The organism is Bacillus sp. ABR (assembly GCF_056172715.1).
This window is the reverse complement of the sequence record NZ_JAOYSL010000005.1, coordinates 1-17085: the sequence shown is the minus strand read 5'-3', so window position 1 is coordinate 17085 and position 17085 is coordinate 1. Positions and strand designations below refer to the sequence as shown.

Genomic DNA, 17085 nt, shown 5'->3' with positions numbered 1-17085 from the left:
GGAAGGGGAATAAGGGATGGAGAAAGTGATTTCTTCACATGTTGGTGTGAAAATTAATGAATGGTATGAAATGATTCGGCAATTCAGTGTACCCGATGCAGAGATTTTGAAAGCTGAGGTAGAACAAGAAATTGAACGGATGGAAGAAGACCAGGATTTACTGATTTACTATCAACTAATGTGTTTTCGCCATCAGCTTATGCTTGATTATATTAAGCCTTCAGAAAAACGATCACCTTCTGTTTCTGATTTGGTTGATAAAATCGAAAATTCAAATCATCAACTTTCTGGTATGTTGCAATACTATAATGCTTTTTTTAGAGGAATGTATGAGTTTAGTAAGAAAGAATACATACAGGCTATTCAATATTATAAGATCGCTGAAAGGCAGCTCGCACTGGTTGTCGATGATATTGAGCAAGCGGAGTTTCACTTCAAGGTAGCTGAAGCCTACTATATTATGAAACAAACTCATGTTTCTATCCATCACATCATAAAGGCCTTAGACATCTATAAGCAGCATGAACAATATAAAGTTCGCCAAATACAAAGCTTGATTGTTATTGCAGGAAATTATGATGATTTCAAGCGATATGACAAGTCATTAGAGCATCTAAATACAGCTTTTTCTATAGCAGAAGAGCTCGCCGATAATATGTTAATTGCTAAAATTCTATTGAACATAGCGAATACATATGATCGACAACAAAAGTACACTGAAGCAATCATACGCTACAGAGAAGTTTTAGACATTATTACACCACGAAGTATTGATATAAAACCAATCACCCTATTTAGTTTAAGTTGGTCGTTGTATAAGTCTAGTCACCATGAAGAAGCCGCTTCACTCGTAGAAGATGGTCTTAAGTGCTCCTTAGAGAGGAATGATTCGTTGTGTTTGATGTTATTTAAAGCTTTAAAAGCGATTTATATAAATGCTAATGAGAAAGCAATTCAGGAAGTGCTAGATTATTTTGAGGAAAAGCAACTATATGTCTATGTCGAGGCATTTGCTCAAAGTATCGGATTATCTTCTGAAAAAAAGGGGGACTTTGAAAAAGCTGCCGAATATTATAGAAAGGCTCTTAAAGCTCAAAATGATATTCAAAAAGGAGAGTGTCTGTATGATTATTAAAAAATTACTAGTCATTGTATCCATTGTATTGTTAAGTGTTTCAACAGCAGAAACTTTGAAAATTATTGGAACAAAATCAATTCGGAATACAACAATGGAGGAACAACAAAAATCAAATCGAAATACGACTATAATTGATCGAAATACAACCTCTGAAAACGTATAGACAAGATTAAAACAGACTTTAATAGTCTGTTTTTTTATGAAGTAGAATGAGCAATTGAACAGTTTGTCAATGTTATACTAACCTCAATAGATATAGGGAGGTATCCACTTTGAAATCATTCTGGGAGAAAAAAGAAGAGAGTCCTTTCACGTTAGAAAAGGTAGATGAGGAAAAAATTCGTGAAGCAGAGGGGACACTTGGTGTCACTTTACCTGCTACATACAAAAAGCTCATTTTAGATTGGAACGGTGGTTTTACAGTGCGTAATGCTTTTCCAACCGAAAAACCGAACTCATGGGCAGATGATCATGTTCAATTTGACCATCTAAGAGGAATCGCCAAAGGTAATGGAATTATGACTAGCCCTCAGTTAAGTGATGAATTGGAGTTGCCGGAGGGGCTTGTGATCATCAGCGGAGAGGAAGATACATGGATCGCAATGGATTATCGAGAAACGAAGGAACACCCGCCTATTCACTATTTTGATTTAGAGATGGAAGTAGATTTTAAGCTGGCAGATAGTTTCGATGAATTTATTGAGCAATTATATACAGCTGAAGATGCGATGATCGAGGTTGTAGAGATTGATGAGGAATCTTCGGATTTGTATGTCAGTAAAGAAGAGCTTGAACAAATATTTGAGAGACAAGACCTTCGTCAGCAGAACCTCTTTAAAATGGCACATTATCCAATGGAAGACATTGAAGAGATTGAATGGTTTTTCGATCGCATGAAACAAAGCATCAAACACATAAAAGATCAGAATGTTTTGTATGAAGCGGCCACGACTGTTCACTCCATCCTTTTGTTAAATCCAGATATGCCTAGGAATGACCGTATCAATAAAGAGCTGCAAGAGATTGCTGAGTTACTAGAAAATAGTGGTGAGTCTAATACCGCTTTTTTGGGAGAAGACATTCATCCAGTGAAAAAACGATAGTGAAAGAATAAAAGCCCCTCAAAATGGCTTTTAAAACGTGGTTTAAGACCTCTTTTTATTTAAAGTTTTCATGATGAATAATGCTACATATGAAGCAATGAATGAGCCTAAAGTGTAAATAACTGACCACCCTAAGAAAGAGACATTAAAAAGTGTAAATGTCAGGATGAGCAAAATGATAAAGCTCACAACTGGCATAAAATAAACCTTTTGTACAAACAATGTGACAATAAAAGAAGCGATGATTATACTTACTGGAAGCAAGCCGAATGCGAATTCTAAATGAGTCATACCAATTCTCCCTTTAAATAACTTAGCTACATTTGATTTGTTCTAATTGCCTCTCATACACTCAAAATTCAAAGTACATCGGGTTTTTGAGTTTAATAAATTTATTAGACAAAAGAATCAATAACCATATCTTAACACAAGTGGATACATTTATTACATTATATGTAATTAATTGGGAATTCAGATGATTTTAAATCCTTCTTTTCGTAGTCTTATTGAAAGTCATATTTAAATAAAGTATAGTAACTTTATATGACAAAGAGGAGGATGGTTAAAGATGATGCATGCAGGAAGATTACGCCAGCAAACTTTGAACAATCAGTAATTTCATATGTTCAAAGGCTCTGTTTTCATCAAACGGAGTAAACGGGGTAGTCTGCACATTTTTAATGATCTTCAGCGGGAAAGTATGCAATTTCACTAGAAGACAGGCAGATAATTGTTCTGTCTTTTTTGTATGTTTTTATAATACAAAGAAGGGCATAAGTCTAGCTTTGTTTACTCTGACCACATAAAGTAGCCTTTTGTGGATTTTTGTGATGATTTTCTTGATGCCTATTGATCATGACTAAATGAGCAATTGGAGGAATGGATATGAAAAGACTAGAATTAAAGCAGTTAGCCAATCATCACGGATTAGAAATTTCAGAGAATACCATCAAAATAAATGAATCAGGTGTTGATTTCCGTGTCGCACATGTTGAAGATTCAAATGGTGTTAAATGGATATTAAGAGTGCCTCGCAGACCTGAATCAATGAAACATACCTTACAAGAAAAAAAGACATTAGATCATATTAGTAAGAAGGTTCAATTTCAGATCCCTCAGTGGTCAATCTTTACAGAAAGTCTGATTGCTTATAAACAATTAGAGGGAGTACCGGCGGCTAGTATTGATGTGGAGAAACAATCGTATGTGTGGAGTTTTGACTCAACGAATGTACCGCAAGTTTATTATGAATCCTTAGGAAGAGTTTTAGCGAATGTACATTCTTTAGATCAACAGCCTTTTAAAACGATCGGTGTGGAGATGCTCAGTGCTCATGAATTAAGAGGATCAATGAAACAGCGAATGGAACGTGTCAAATCGCAATACACCATTAACAGCGGTTTATGGGAGCGCTGGCAAGAATGGCTAGCTAAAGATTCTTTATGGCCGCCTTTCGTGGGAGTGAAGCATGGTGATTTGCATCCTGGCCACATTCTGATTGATGAAAATCATTGTGTGACGGGGGTGATTGATTGGTCTGAAGTGGGGGTTGGTGATGTATCTGCAGACTTTTTGTCGCATCAACTTCTCTTTGGGACAGAAGGGTTAACAAAACTTATCCATGCGTATGAAAAAGCAGGCGGGAGAACTTGGCAGGGAATGGATGAACATATAATAGAACTTCTGACTACAAGTGCGATCACTGTGGCCGAGTACGCACAGAGATCAGGATTGAAAGATATGCATGAAGCTGCAGCGTACATGTTGGCAAACGAGAGCTAATCAATCAGAACGAATCCAAAAAAAGCCTCTGAAAAGGGCTTTTTTTTAATCTAATTCATGAAAAAAATGTTTGAGTTGATCGATCAAATGATCCATAGTCAAAGAAAATAAAAGGCATAAGCACCTTTATCTGTCTTGAGGTATGAGTTACAATCTATCCAAAATCCATTAAAATAAAGAAAAACTGATAAAGGAGCAACCACATGAATTTTAATTTAAATGAAGCTTTGGATATGTTGAGTCGAACTCCTCACACGTTAGAAAGTCTTTTGTCGGGTTTATCGAAGGATTGGCTTCACAGCCGTGAAGGGGAGGGGACGTGGAATCCAGTTGAAGTCATTGAACATTTGATTGAAGCAGAGAAATTCAACTGGATTCCTCGATTAAATGTGATTCTTGTTGATGGAGAGAATACACCATTTCCTGCGTTTGACCGCTACTCTCATTTGAACCAATCTGAAAGACAGATAGAACAAGCATTATCTGAGTTTCATCATGTGCGGATGGAGAATGTGGCATACATTCAGCGTATGACACATTCAGGCCTTGATTTAGAAAAAAAGGGCGTTCACCCGCAGTTTGGAGTCGTGAAAGTGAGCGAATTACTTTCTGCGTGGGTTGTCCATGACTTCACACATATGTCCCAGATTGTTCGGGTCATGGCGGAACGATATCGAACCGATGTGGGCCCATGGAGCGCTTATTTAGGGATTTTAAATAGGAAATAAATGTTTAATGATGCTTGGCGGCCCACTCAGATTGAAGCATGGCATATTGATATTCATCGACCCAATGTCCCTTTGACATATAATTTTGCAGCAAATGTCCTTCGCGTCTCATTTCTAAACGTTCCAGCACTCGAATGGATTTTTCGTTGCGCACATCTGTAAAGGCAATGATTTTATGTTTGTTTAGTGTTATAAAGATATATTCGAAAATTGCACTCAGAGCTTCATGAATATAGCCCATTCCTTGGTATTCAGGCGCAAGTGTAAAACCTATTTCAACAATTCTCGGCTCACTGTCAAGTGTATGAATGGCGCAATCTCCTATCAGCTGATTGGATTCAGATAAGGCAATAGCGTATTGAAACCACGTCCCCGGTTGATTAGGTTTTTGTGTCATTTGATGTTGAACAAATGATTCAGCATCTTCGTACGTGTAGTTTTCCCAGGATTGATATTTTGCAATAGAGGGATTTGCTCGGTATTGATAAAATGCTTCAATATCCTGCCTGTCAAATTGGCGAATAACAACCCGGTTTGTTCTTGTAAATATGCTGTTTGCATTCTTCATGTGTTAACCTCACTTTTTAGTTTGTTCTTGATTTGAAAAAGTCTATCAGCCATTCAGATAGCTGCTGTTGTGCTTTGCTGACAAATCGATCTGCATAATAAATTAATTCCAAGTGCCGGACAGGTGCTGGCTCAGCAATAGGAATCGAAACAATATTGGACCACGTCGAATGTTGTTTTAGTAATCCTCTTGGCTGAATGGTTGCACCGATCCCGGCTTCAACCAGCTGCAATAGCGAAAATGCGGATCCAACCTCCATGGCAGTGTCTAGTTCAACACCTTGTTCTTTACATACGTTATCTACTAAATCCCTTCCTAGATATCCCTTCGGATACATGACCAACGCATGCTGAGTCAGCTCTTCCAATGTCACTTCACTCTTTTGGGCTAAATCACTTTTTGAATGAACAAATAATTCGTACGGCTCACTTCCAAGTGGAATTTGAACGAGACGCTTATCTGCAGGCCCTCGCAGCCCGATGCCGAGATCCACTTTATGCGAAAGGACTTCTTCACGCACGAAGATATTTGAATATGCCTTCAAATTGGTTTCGGGGTAAAGTGTTTTAAATTCTACAAAAAGTGGCACCAGCTGAAAATCAAGATCGGAGGGGAGTACTGCGAGACGAACGGTTCCTCGTTTTTCTGATAATAGTTCTTTCATCGCATTTTTTGCATCTCTTTCAGCTTGAAGCATTTTCATGCCATATTGATAAAGCAGCGAACCAGCTTCGGTAGCCACGACTTTTTTGCCGATTCGATCAAAGAGCGGCATTCCAACTTCTGCTTCAAGCAGTCGAATTTGCTGGCTAAGTGTCGGCTGTGATATGCCTAGCTCCTCAGCAGCCTTTGTAAAATGCAAATGATGATATACAGCCATAAAATAGGTAATATGCCGGGTATCCATTTGTCCTCCTTTCATAAATGATAGCCTTTTCCTATTATCATAATACGATTTATTGTATTGATCAATGGATGCAGCAGTTTTATACTCAAAGTAACCTTAACGAGATGAAAGAAGGGTATTGATGAAAAAAATATATTATTTAGCCGCTTTATTTTTAGCAGCATTAAACTTACGTCCAATCATTACGTCCGTGGCTTCCATGATGAGCATGATTCAATCAGAGCTTGGTGTAAACGCACTGACAGCAAGTCTTTTGACCACTTTGCCTGTCCTTTGTATGGGGGTATTTGCTCCTGTTGCGACGATACTCAGCCGGCGTTTTGGTTTAGAAAGAACGCTGTTTTTCTCAATTCTTCTTATCACGATTGCCACCGCACTACGTGGTACAAGCCAATCGGTTGCTATCCTGCTCATGACTGCGTTCGCAGGAGGGGTAGGGATTAGCTTTGCGGGTCCTTTATTGTCTAGTTTTATTAAAAAATATTTCCCGAGAAATCCTGGTATTGTTAGTGTGTATTCAATTTCGATGACAATAGGTGCAGCGCTCGCTTCCGGCTTCACCATTCCGATTTATCTACGCAGTCAGCATCACCTTACGTTAGCTTTGTCCTGCTGGGCGATTCTAGGGGTGATTACCCTTATTCTATGGGTCGGTTTAGTTCGCAAAAATGAGCGGAGTGATCATGTAACTTTGCCGTTAAAATTGCCGTTGAGAAACAAAAAGGCTATTCAATTCACTTTGTTCTTTGGCTTTATGTCTAGTATGTTTTATTCTTTGACGGCATGGATTTCACCGATTGCTCTTAGCTTTGGAAACAGTCCGCAATATGCTGCCATGCTGCTGACCATATTTACACTCATTCAGATTCCAGTGGCACTGCTTGTTCCAGCGGTCGTTACTCGATTAGGAAAACCGAAATTATTTCTCATCTTATGCAGTCTGTCTGAACTCATTGGCCTTATCTTTCTTCTTCTGCCAATGCCGATCTTGCCAGCCGTCATTTTCCTAGGTATGGGTGCAGGTGGATTATTTCCTTTAGCGCTTATGCTCCCGATTATGGAGACGAATACTCCAGAGGAAGCCGGAACCTGGTCAGCGATGTCGCAGATGGGCGGGTACATTGTAGGTGGATTCGGTCCATTTTTCATTGGCTTGGTTTTCGATCTAAGCGGACATTTTTATGCTTCTATTGTGGCAATGGTTGTCATCGTCATGCTGATGATTGGCGTTCAGTTATCCATGAACCTTGGTAAAAAACGCGAAGTGGGATCCAATTAAAGATCAATTGATCGGCGCTTTTATATCATTGCACAATGGAAATCGCCATAGCCTTCCTAAATAAATAGGCTATGGCGGTTATTTTTTTAGAAGCTGCACATGAACGAATTATCTTGCAAGATATTTTTCAACTTTACGGGTGGCCATTTCTGCAGCTTCCATGATCATTTCACCTAATGTTGGGTGAGGATGAATCGTCATTGCTAAATCTTCTGCTGTAGCGCCAATTTCAATAGAGAGAGCTAGTTCTGATATAAGAGTAGATGCTTCAGCCCCTACGATTTGTGCCCCTAGAATAAGACCAGATTCAGCATGGGCTACAATCTTCACAAAACCTTCTGGTTCTTTTAATGCAAGCGCTCGGCCATTAATGGAGAACATTGCTTTCCCAATGACAGTCGGAATGGATTTTTGTTTGCAATCCGTTTCACTTAGTCCAACACTCGCCAATTCTGGGCTGGAAAAAACAACAAGTGGGATCGCTTTATAATCTATAATTGAAAGTTTACCAGCGATTGCCTCTGCTGCAACCTTCGCTTCATAGGAAGCTTTATGAGCCAAAGCAGGCCCCTCTGTGATATCACCAATCGCATATATGTGCGGGATGGATGTTCTGCATTGTTCATCAATTTCAATTCGTCCGTGAGAAGGAATAGACAACCCGATAGAATCAAGACCTAATGTTCCATCTGTATTCGGTTTTCTTCCTACAGTAATCAGTGCATATTCCGCTTTCACCGTGTAGCTTTTTTTCTGTTTCTCATAATGAAGATCAATTCCGCTCATACGCTGCTCGGCATCTGTGACGTTTGCTCCTGTAATCAGCGTGATTTTATCTTCTTTCAATTGACGAACGACAGGCGAGACAAGCTCACTTTCAAAGCCAGGCAATACTTGATTGCCGCCTTCCAAGATGGTGACTTTTGTTCCAAACCTAGCAAACATCTGTCCTAATTCAACCCCAATATAACCACCCCCAACTACGACAAGGCTTTTAGGGATCTCGGGAAGGGATAGTGCTTCAGTGGAAGACAAAATACGACCGCCGAAAGGGAGTGGTTTAATTTCAATTGGACGGGAGCCGGTTGCTAGTATAAGGTGTTTGAAGTTGATTTGCTTTTTACCTTTTTCGGCATGTTGAATGACCGCTGTATGCTGATCGATCAAACTTGCATCGCCTTCCAGTATGGTAACTCCCGCTGACTTTAATAAAAATTGTACGCCTCCCGCTTGTTTGTCCACAACCGCTTTTTTGAACGCTTGAGCTTCCTTGAAAGAGCCGCCTTCTTGAAAACCACCCCATTGTGTGCGGAGCTTGAACCGCTCTGCTTCTGCTATTAGCGCCTTAGAAGGGATACAGCCTACATGGGTGCATACTCCACCTAACTGATCACGCTCTACAATCGCTGTCTTCATGCCGAGATGAGCTGAACGTAATGCCGCCACATAGCCTCCCGGACCTGATCCAATTACTAATGTATCTACTGTGTCTAAATGAATCATTTCTTGCACCTCCAACTTTAAAATATGATGATCATAATATATTATAATCATCATATTTTATTGAAGTCAATCCCATCTGAGTGTGGAAAGATGGATTTCAGTCAATTGACACAAGATAATATGATGAATATAATATTTTGATAAGAAGGAGGTTAGGTAGAGGGATGCCTTATCCGAAAGGTCATAAGTCAAAAGTGAGAGAGCAGATCATTGCAAGTGCTGCACGAGCATTTCGAACAAATGGCGTTCGTAATATCAGTTTGCCATTCATTATGAAAGGAGCAGGCCTAACTCATGGAGGGTTTTATGCTCACTTTAAGAACAAGGATCAGTTGGTGATAGAGGCTTTTCATTTTGCTATTACTGATACGATCAAGCTGCTGCAAAGTGTTGCAGACAAGAAAGCAGATCAGCCTCGAATTCAGACGATCATTGAATTCTATTTAAGTTCGGTTCACCGTGATCAGACGGAGGTCGGCTGTATACTGCCTGCGCTGTCAGGAGAAATTGCTCAATTATCGCAAGAGGTACGGAATGCTTATACCGATGAATTGAAACGATTTATGGAGTTTATAGCTGATGCTGGAAACATAGATCTCTCTACGAGTTACGCACTAGTAAGCAGCATGATTGGTACAATTGCTCTTGCACGTGCTGTCAATGATTCGCAGTTCAGTGATCAATTGTTACTGGCAGGCATAATACAGGCAAAACGCGTTTTAGAGGCGAATTAACATTCAAATAAAAAACACAGGGGATGTTGCGATGGTAATTAGAGAAGCAAGCATAGAAGATTATCCAGAATTAAGACAAATCTATTTAGAATCCCGGCGCCAAAGCTTTCACTGGCTCAATCCAGAAGAACTCAATCTGCAAGATTTTGATCAAGATACGCAGGAAGAGCAAATTTTCTTAGCTGAGGAGAACAATAAAATCCTCGGATTCATTTCTCTATATGTACCCGATCGATTTATTCACCTCTTGTTTGTACATCCAGAAGCTGCGGGCCAAGGGGCTGGAGATCTGCTGCTCAAACAAGCGATAAAAGTTTTGGGAACACCGGTCACCCTCAAATGTGTCTCCGAAAATCACAAAGCTTTATCTTTTTATCAAAAAAGAGGCTGGAAGGCTGTTGTAGAAGAAGGAGAACCTGGGGCAGAATACTGGGTGCTTATTTATGAATAGAAGTCATTTTATCTTATCATTCACACGGCCCTTTATAGGGCTTTTTTGCGGTTTCTTTTCGGTGTCGAATGGTTCATAAAATGATAATATATGTCATTATAGGGAAAATAGAGGAAGGGGTAAGGGCTGATGGAGAAAGTGCTTTCTTCTCACGTCGGTTTGAAAATCAATGAATGGTATTATCATATTCAAAGATTTCACGTACCGGACGCCGAAGCATATAAAGAGGAAATCAAATCAATGCTTGTTCATATGGAAGAAAATCAAGATTTATTATTGTATTTCTCACTCATGGAGTTCAGACATAAATTAATGCTTGATTACTTGAATCCTTTAGAAAATGGGAAAGAGCGGGCCAACTTCAAGGAACTCGCAATGAAGATCAAAAGGGACCAAGAAAAATTAACAGGATTGCTCGAGTATTACTTCAATTTTTTCTACGGCATGTATGAATTCGAAAACTATGAATACCTAAATGCGATTACCTTCTATAAACGGGCAGAAAAAAAGCTGTCTCTTGTCAGTGACGATATTGAACGGGCCGAGTTCAATTACAAGATGGCTGAAATCTATTACCACATGAAACAAACCCACATGTCCATGCACCATATCGCACAGGCGATAGAATGTTATCGAGAAAAAGATACATACACAGTAAGAGAAATACAATGTTCTTTTGTGATTGGATTAAACTACATAGATATGGGCTGCCCCGAAAAAGCAATACCCCATTTTCAACACGCACTAGAAAAAGCCGCCGACAACTCAACAAAACGATTAAAAGGATCAGCACTCTATAATTTAGGGTTGAGTTATTTTCATAACAAAGAAATAGCCCAAGCAATAATTCACTTTAATGACTCAATACGAGCATTTAGAGAGCAGGGATACGAACATTTAAATAGAATCTTAGACCCGCTTATTATGTTGTCAAAAGCCTACTTCAAAAAGAAAGAACAGGATTTAGGTATATATGCTTTAAATAACGGCATAGAACTATCTGAAAAACTGAAAGACCATGTACTGTTATTGATATTCAAATTTTTAAGATCACTATACGTTGACAACAATTTTGAGCAGTTGGAAAAAATAATGGAATTGCTAGAAATAAAGTCAATGTATCCTGATCTAGAAGATTTAGCAAAAGATGCTGCAAAATATTATAATGAAATGGGAGATAAAGACAATGCGATGCTCTTTTATGAGAAAATTCTTTATTTCCAAACTCAAGTGAAGCGGGGGGACTGTCAGTATGAAATTTAAAACGTTATCAGTTGTATTCGTGATGATTAGCGTTATTAGTATTGTTGGTTATCTTACATCTGAAGTGACAGCAAGTCATGATGAAGCTAGGAGAGGCCATACTGCAAGTATCGGTTATACTGCTTAAATAAAAAGCCCCTTAAGGGCTTTTTATTTGTGTGAGTAAATTTTAGAGTAATGATTTTAAATATAGATGACTACTGTGAAAAATTTATAAGTTTTACTGAATTTAAATTAACACTATATTTGCTGAGCATATTTAAGTAGAAGAAATCACTGGGAGTATACCAAATAATATAATAATTTGGTGTGAATGAGTTGTCGATTGTTAAAGAAAGTAGGAGATAAGATGTCAATGTTACATAAGATTGAAAACCATCAAGTTTATAAAGAAATTGAAGATATTAAAACCCAAATTTTAATTTTAAATAATAAACAAGAGTTAATAGAATCTTTGGATGATGAATCTAGAAATATATTGAATAGGTGTTATTTAGTTATACAATATTTATCTACAACTATTAATTCAACAGATAGCTATTTACTAATAGAAGAGGATTTAAACGAATTAAAGATAATTATAGATAAAGTAAAAGAATATATAAACGAAGAAAAATTCTTTGAAGATATAACAACTGATTATCAAAATTTAAATATGTTTATGGATAGAATACTTAAAAATTCCGTATTTATACCCTTATTAACAAAGGATGGTATTGAAGATATAAGAGAAGCAGCATCGAGTTTTAGAAGATCTATAGGGATGCAGAAAAGTAACCTTGAAAAAGAAATAAATAAATTAAATGAAGAAAGTAACAATCTAAATGATAAGATAACTGATATGCGAGATGACTTAACTGATTATGAAGAAGAAATAGATAATTGGACGGTACAATTTGAAGATATATTTTCTAAATGTGAAGAAGAAGTCTCTGACTTGGAAAATAAAATTCAAAATAAGATGCTCGAATTAGAGGAATATCAAAATAACCTGAACAAAAAGTTCTTAGAGAAACAAAGCGAGAGAAGCGAATCTTTTGACAATTTAAAAACTAACTTAAAAGATTCTTTTAGTGATTTTTTGCAGAGTAATAAGGAAAATTTTGATAATGAATTAAGTCATGTTAAAAATTTCACAAAGAATTTTGAAGAAAGTTTTTATAAAGAAAAGAATGATTTAATAGAATCTTTTAAAATGGAGCAAGAAAATTTCATTAGTGACATTAAAACTAAACAAATTGAATATGACAAAATTTTAGAAGAGCATAAAGTTGCTGTAGAGCAATTACTAGGGAAAATCTCAACAACCTCTATAGCTGGACATCATAAAAAAGTTGCAGATTCAGCTATGAAATCTGCTAGGATATGGCAAATATTCACTATGATTTCGTTTGCAATTACTGCAGGATTTTCGGTTTATTCCTTGTTGTTTCAAGAAATAACAACTTTATCATGGCCTGATCTAGTAGCTAAATTTTTTGCTATAGCATCACTTGGTTCTTTAACTGCTTATACAGCAAGACAAGCAAAAATAAATCAAGAACTAGCATATAATAATAGAAATTTGGAAGTTGAGCTTAAGACGCTAGATCCTTATATCGCAATATTTAATAGTCACGATCAAGAGTTATTCAAAAAAGAGCTTTTTCCAAAAATTTTTGGAAGAAATAATGAAAACAAAGCATTGAGTGGTGAAGAATATGATAATTTTGCAGTGCAATTCATCGAAAAATTAATGAATGCTATAGAAAAAAGAGAAAAGTAATTAATTTAGACCTTATTAAGAGACATTATTTCTCTAGACCTACTGTGGCAATGGTTGAACAAATTTGTGAATGAAGGGTCATGATAGGAGGAACATTGTGTGATATTCATCATAGGTATTGTCATTGCTTATATGATTGCTATTTTAGGTTTTACTGTTTTAGCAGATGTAGGGAATGGGTTGGGGACGGCTCTCAGCATCATCGGGGGAATGGTCATTTTATTCATAGCTGGTAGATTACAAAGACAAAAAGAAAAGAATGATCCAAACATATTATTAGATAAAATGATGATGCTTTTTCAAGAAGACGGCTTTCAGGCTTCAACATACATCTTTTCACAAAATGTGGATAAAGGTTTTGCGATTGATGATGTGCGAAAGGTCATGCGCTTTATTACACATCAACCTGGCGGCTCATCTCGAAAATTCAGGTTTGATGTTACTGAGCTTTCCATGAAAGAGTTGAAACAAGTTGACATGTTAGAAGATGGTGTGCCGATTGAACATTCTGTTGAGAGTGATAATAATGAAGAGATCTCGACACTTGAATTGAGATTAACTATGAATGATCAGGAATCATCAACGATCACGCTCACCTTTCTAAAATTTGATGTGCCTGTTCTTAAGAGCACCGCAGAATATTTGATTGAACGAGAAAATCTGGAGGAGATTTATCATGAAATTGATTCAATGATGAAATCTGAGGATTAATGAAATGACTGTTCATAAAGAAGAAATCACAGTTTGAGGTGGTTTCTTTTTTTATGTCAATCAAGTCAAAGCTGGTCCAGTCATTGCGGTTGAATGTTTTTCTCAAAAATGAATAAAGATAGACTAGATAAGAAACGCACATTGATATTGAAATGACTCATGTGATGAGGAGGAAATATATATGCAAAAGCTTTGCAGGGAAGTCTGGATCGAGGTCAATCTTGACGCGATTAAAAGAAATATCGAAGCCATTCAAGCGCATATTCCAAAGAAAAGTAAGATCATGGCTGTCGTGAAGGCGAATGCATATGGGCACGGTTCTGTGGAGGTTGCGCGGCAGGCATTAGAAAGCGGTGCGACAGAGCTTGCAGTTGCCAGCTTGGAAGAAGGCATTGTATTGCGGAGAGCAAAAATTGAAGCACCGATTCTCGTCCTTGGATTTACCCCGCTCGACTGTGTGAAAAGAGCTGCAACCTGGAGAATTGACCTCTCCGGCCTTCATGAAGACTGGATTGTTCAAGCAAATGAGATTTTAGCGGAAGAAGAAAGTCTGCCCCGGCTTGGGATTCATGTCAATGTCGATACTGGGATGGGACGATTAGGTGTACGGACAAAGGAAGAGCTGTTAGAGGTGGTGAGGGCGCTTGAAGAGAGTGAAAACCTGAGATGGGATGGAATATTTACGCATTTTTCCACTGCGGATGAGCCTGACCCTGATTTCACACTGCTTCAGCACAGCATTTTTATTGATTTTCTTCGTTTCTTAAAAAAACAAGGCATTACATTGCCTACGGTACATATGAACAATACAGCAGCTGCCATCGCATTTCCTGAATTTAGTGCAGATATGATTCGGCTCGGCATCGGGCTATATGGACTGTACCCCTCGCAATACATTGAGAGTTTAGACGCTGTTAAGCTAGAGCCCGCTCTCAGTTTAAAAGCAAGGATTGCGTTCGTGAAAGAAATGGTGACAAAGCCAAGGACCGTCAGCTATGGGGCAACCTATGTAGCAAAACCTGATGAAGTTATAGCAACCATACCAATCGGATATGCAGATGGGTACTCACGAGCCTTATCAAATCGAGGATTTATGCTTTTCCGCGGAAAACGAATGCCGATTGCTGGCCGAGTCACAATGGATATGACGATGATCAGTTTAGGAGAAATGAAAGCAAAACAAGGCGAGGAAGTCGTTATTTACGGTCGTCAAAAGGGCGGAGAAATTTCTGTCGATGAAATTGCTGAAATGCTCAATACGATCAACTACGAAGTTGTCGCCACTTTAAGCCGCCGCGTTCCTAGGTTTTATCGTCGGGGCGGGAAGATTATTAAAATATCGACGCCGGTGATGTATGTGTGAGGATTTCATCATAAAAATTGATTAATAATAACCTTTAATGATAAAAAAAGTAAAAATAAGGACGGTAAAAGGAGGGAATGTCATGAACTGGAGGAAGAAAAAATGAAAAAAAGATTTTTACTATTTATCTTGGTACTTCTTTTAATAAGTACCATTAATCCATTCAAAGCGAATGCAGCTGAAAATTCAACTGGATGGACGAAACGAGCTGATTTACCAGAAGAACGTATTAATGCTAGTGTGGGAGTTGTTGATGGAAAGATTTATGTGTTTGGTGGAGCAAGTGAAAAAAATAAATTAAACAACCAAACTTTTATGTATGACCCTAAGAAAGATGTGTGGGAAGAGAAAGCAAGTATGCCAAGATATAGAACAGGTGGAACATATGCTACTGTAGGTAAAAAAATCTATTTAATAGGCGGGATTAACGAAGATACTAAAGTATCCTATAATACGATTGATATTTATGATGCAGAACTTGATCAGTGGGCTGAAGAACCGATTCAAATTCCAAGAGATCCTGTTTTTTCAACTTATAGCAAGGGAACTTTGTACGCAGTTGCAGTGAAAGAGAATATATATATTGTCTCTTCAAAAAACTCTTATAAAAATAATGTCTATCAATTCAATACTGCCACTGGTGAATGGAAGAGTTTGGACTCATCGGCTTTACCACCTCGAAATGGGAGAGCCATTTCTGCAATTGACGGCAAAATATATGTTGCAGGTGGAGAAAATTCTATTGGGCATAGTAGAGAAAGATCTTTGTTCCAGTATGATATTTCAACAGATAAATGGAGTAAATTAAAAGATAGTGACTTAACTTCATATGTATTTGAACCAGCCTACGAAACATATAATGAGAAATTCTTCGTTATTGGTGGACAGCGGACTGGTGATCGTTCAAGTGAAATGCTGAATAAAGTTCAAATTTTCAATCCGAAAGATGGTCAATTTAAAAATTCAGCGTATGATTTACCAGAAGGTAGAGTATCAGCTGTCGCAGCAATTGTTGATGACCAATTGTATGTCATTGGCGGACGTAACTACTCATATTATATGGGAAATTTTTCTGCAAAAAGTGATTACAAATCAGTGATTTCTATTCCATTAAGTGACTTGCAAATAACTGATGATGAAGCAAAGCCAGATGAAGATGCAACAGAAGAACCGAAAGATCAAGACGGAACAAAACCTGGTGATGGATCCACGGAAGAACCAAAAGATCAAGACGGAACAAAACCTGGTGATGGATCCACGGAAGAACCGAAAGATCAAGACGGAACAAAACCTGGTGATGGATCCACGGAAGAACCGAAAGATCAAGACGGAACAAAACCTGGTGATGGATCCACGGAAGAACCAAAAGATCAGGATGGAACAAAACCTGGAGAAGAAACTGCGAAAGGTATACTTTCTATAACCATGATCAATGGACTGCAAAAGGAATATCTGCTCTCAATGAAAGAAATCAACGATTTTCTTAACTGGTACAAAGAAAGAAGCTTTGGAATTGGTATGAACTTCTATGAAATCAATGATGAACACAATAAAGGTCCTTTCACAAGTAAGAAGGATTACGTTGTGTACCAAAATATCTTAATGTTTGATATCAAGCAATACTGATATTCAAAAACGATAGAGCTGCTGATAATAGATCAGCAGCTCTTATATTTGTAAAATTGTTAAAATTAGGATCAATGTCATGAAAAAATATGATATCTATTAAAAAATCTGCTAAACATCCTATAACCACTTCCGATAATAGAAGTGTCAGGGTTGATAAGCCT

General features: G+C 37.8%; 18 protein-coding genes. 14 read left to right on the top strand and 4 right to left on the bottom strand.

The features are described from left to right. Positions 1 to 16: 16 nt before the first annotated feature. From OIT90_RS15490 to OIT90_RS15480, 3 genes are all read left to right on the top strand, one after another. Positions 17 to 1135, top strand: coding sequence for a response regulator aspartate phosphatase (locus OIT90_RS15490; RefSeq protein WP_064498321.1), 1119 nt, complete (start codon positions 17 to 19; stop codon positions 1133 to 1135). Then, positions 1125 to 1301 (top strand): hypothetical protein, encoded by a 177-nt coding sequence (locus OIT90_RS15485; protein WP_034621741.1) that lies wholly within the window; start codon positions 1125 to 1127, stop codon positions 1299 to 1301. The genes OIT90_RS15490 and OIT90_RS15485 overlap by 11 nt, the downstream gene beginning before the upstream one ends. 109 nt (positions 1302 to 1410) lie before the next feature. Continuing rightward, positions 1411 to 2241 (top strand): SMI1/KNR4 family protein, encoded by an 831-nt coding sequence (locus tag OIT90_RS15480; RefSeq protein WP_064498322.1) that lies wholly within the window; start codon positions 1411 to 1413, stop codon positions 2239 to 2241. A gap of 42 nt (positions 2242 to 2283) precedes the next feature. Here OIT90_RS15480 and OIT90_RS15475 read toward each other — a convergent pair whose 3' ends face one another. Continuing rightward, complete coding sequence (locus OIT90_RS15475; RefSeq protein WP_041085110.1) at positions 2284 to 2532, bottom strand: DUF2651 family protein; 249 nt, start codon at positions 2530 to 2532, stop codon at positions 2284 to 2286. Positions 2533 to 3126: 594 nt separating this feature from the next. Between OIT90_RS15475 and OIT90_RS15470 the strand changes: the two genes are divergently transcribed. Together OIT90_RS15470 and OIT90_RS15465 are read left to right on the top strand one after the other, a co-directional pair. Beyond that, a complete protein-coding gene (locus OIT90_RS15470; protein ID WP_081258441.1) occupies positions 3127 to 4023 on the top strand; it encodes a macrolide 2'-phosphotransferase in 897 nt (298 codons plus the stop codon). 203 nt (positions 4024 to 4226) lie between these two features. Next, positions 4227 to 4751: a DinB family protein gene (locus OIT90_RS15465; protein ID WP_474892722.1), complete on the top strand. Its 525-nt coding sequence runs from the start codon at positions 4227 to 4229 to the stop codon at positions 4749 to 4751. A gap of 4 nt (positions 4752 to 4755) precedes the next feature. Here the strand turns inward: OIT90_RS15465 and OIT90_RS15460 are convergent, their stop codons facing one another. Together OIT90_RS15460 and OIT90_RS15455 are read right to left on the bottom strand one after the other, a co-directional pair. Further along, positions 4756 to 5319 carry a GNAT family N-acetyltransferase gene (locus OIT90_RS15460; protein WP_474892721.1) on the bottom strand — a complete coding sequence of 188 codons (564 nt, stop codon included), beginning with the start codon at positions 5317 to 5319 and terminating at the stop codon, positions 4756 to 4758. Positions 5320 to 5335: 16 nt separating this feature from the next. Then, positions 5336 to 6226: a LysR family transcriptional regulator gene (locus tag OIT90_RS15455; protein ID WP_249117736.1), complete on the bottom strand. Its 891-nt coding sequence runs from the start codon at positions 6224 to 6226 to the stop codon at positions 5336 to 5338. Positions 6227 to 6347: 121 nt separating this feature from the next. Between OIT90_RS15455 and OIT90_RS15450 the strand changes: the two genes are divergently transcribed. Then, positions 6348 to 7505: an MFS transporter gene (locus tag OIT90_RS15450; RefSeq protein ID WP_039177899.1), complete on the top strand. Its 1158-nt coding sequence runs from the start codon at positions 6348 to 6350 to the stop codon at positions 7503 to 7505. A gap of 108 nt (positions 7506 to 7613) precedes the next feature. On the opposite strand, the gene lpdA is transcribed toward OIT90_RS15450, so the two are convergent. Continuing rightward, entirely contained in the window at positions 7614 to 9008 is a 1395-nt protein-coding gene (gene lpdA / locus OIT90_RS15445) for a dihydrolipoyl dehydrogenase (protein ID WP_474892720.1), read from the bottom strand. A 164-nt stretch (positions 9009 to 9172) separates the two neighbouring features. Here lpdA and OIT90_RS15440 point away from each other — a divergent pair, with 164 nt between their 5' ends. From OIT90_RS15440 to OIT90_RS15405, 8 genes are all read left to right on the top strand, one after another. After that, on the top strand, positions 9173 to 9742 hold the full coding sequence (locus tag OIT90_RS15440; protein ID WP_059377844.1) for a TetR/AcrR family transcriptional regulator: 570 nt from the start codon (positions 9173 to 9175) through the stop codon (positions 9740 to 9742). 31 nt (positions 9743 to 9773) lie between these two features. Next, positions 9774 to 10193, top strand: a complete 420-nt coding sequence (locus OIT90_RS15435; protein ID WP_047202755.1) for a GNAT family N-acetyltransferase — start codon at positions 9774 to 9776, stop codon at positions 10191 to 10193. 129 nt (positions 10194 to 10322) lie between these two features. Further along, on the top strand, positions 10323 to 11456 hold the full coding sequence (locus OIT90_RS15430) for a response regulator aspartate phosphatase (RefSeq protein ID WP_474892719.1): 1134 nt from the start codon (positions 10323 to 10325) through the stop codon (positions 11454 to 11456). Beyond that, positions 11446 to 11583, top strand: coding sequence for an aspartate phosphatase (locus tag OIT90_RS15425; RefSeq protein WP_268474515.1), 138 nt, complete (start codon positions 11446 to 11448; stop codon positions 11581 to 11583). Before OIT90_RS15430 ends, OIT90_RS15425 begins: the two co-directional genes overlap by 11 nt. A gap of 228 nt (positions 11584 to 11811) precedes the next feature. After that, on the top strand, positions 11812 to 13221 hold the full coding sequence (locus OIT90_RS15420; protein WP_474892718.1) for a hypothetical protein: 1410 nt from the start codon (positions 11812 to 11814) through the stop codon (positions 13219 to 13221). Positions 13222 to 13320: 99 nt separating this feature from the next. Next, the gene (locus OIT90_RS15415; protein ID WP_474892717.1) at positions 13321 to 13932 is read left to right on the top strand and encodes a hypothetical protein; all 612 of its coding nucleotides are present in this window, start codon (positions 13321 to 13323) and stop codon (positions 13930 to 13932) included. 181 nt (positions 13933 to 14113) lie between these two features. Further along, positions 14114 to 15295: an alanine racemase gene (gene alr / locus OIT90_RS15410; protein ID WP_474892716.1), complete on the top strand. Its 1182-nt coding sequence runs from the start codon at positions 14114 to 14116 to the stop codon at positions 15293 to 15295. Positions 15296 to 15397: 102 nt separating this feature from the next. Next, a complete protein-coding gene (locus OIT90_RS15405; RefSeq protein ID WP_474892715.1) occupies positions 15398 to 16921 on the top strand; it encodes a Kelch repeat-containing protein in 1524 nt (507 codons plus the stop codon). Positions 16922 to 17085: the final 164 nt, after the last annotated feature.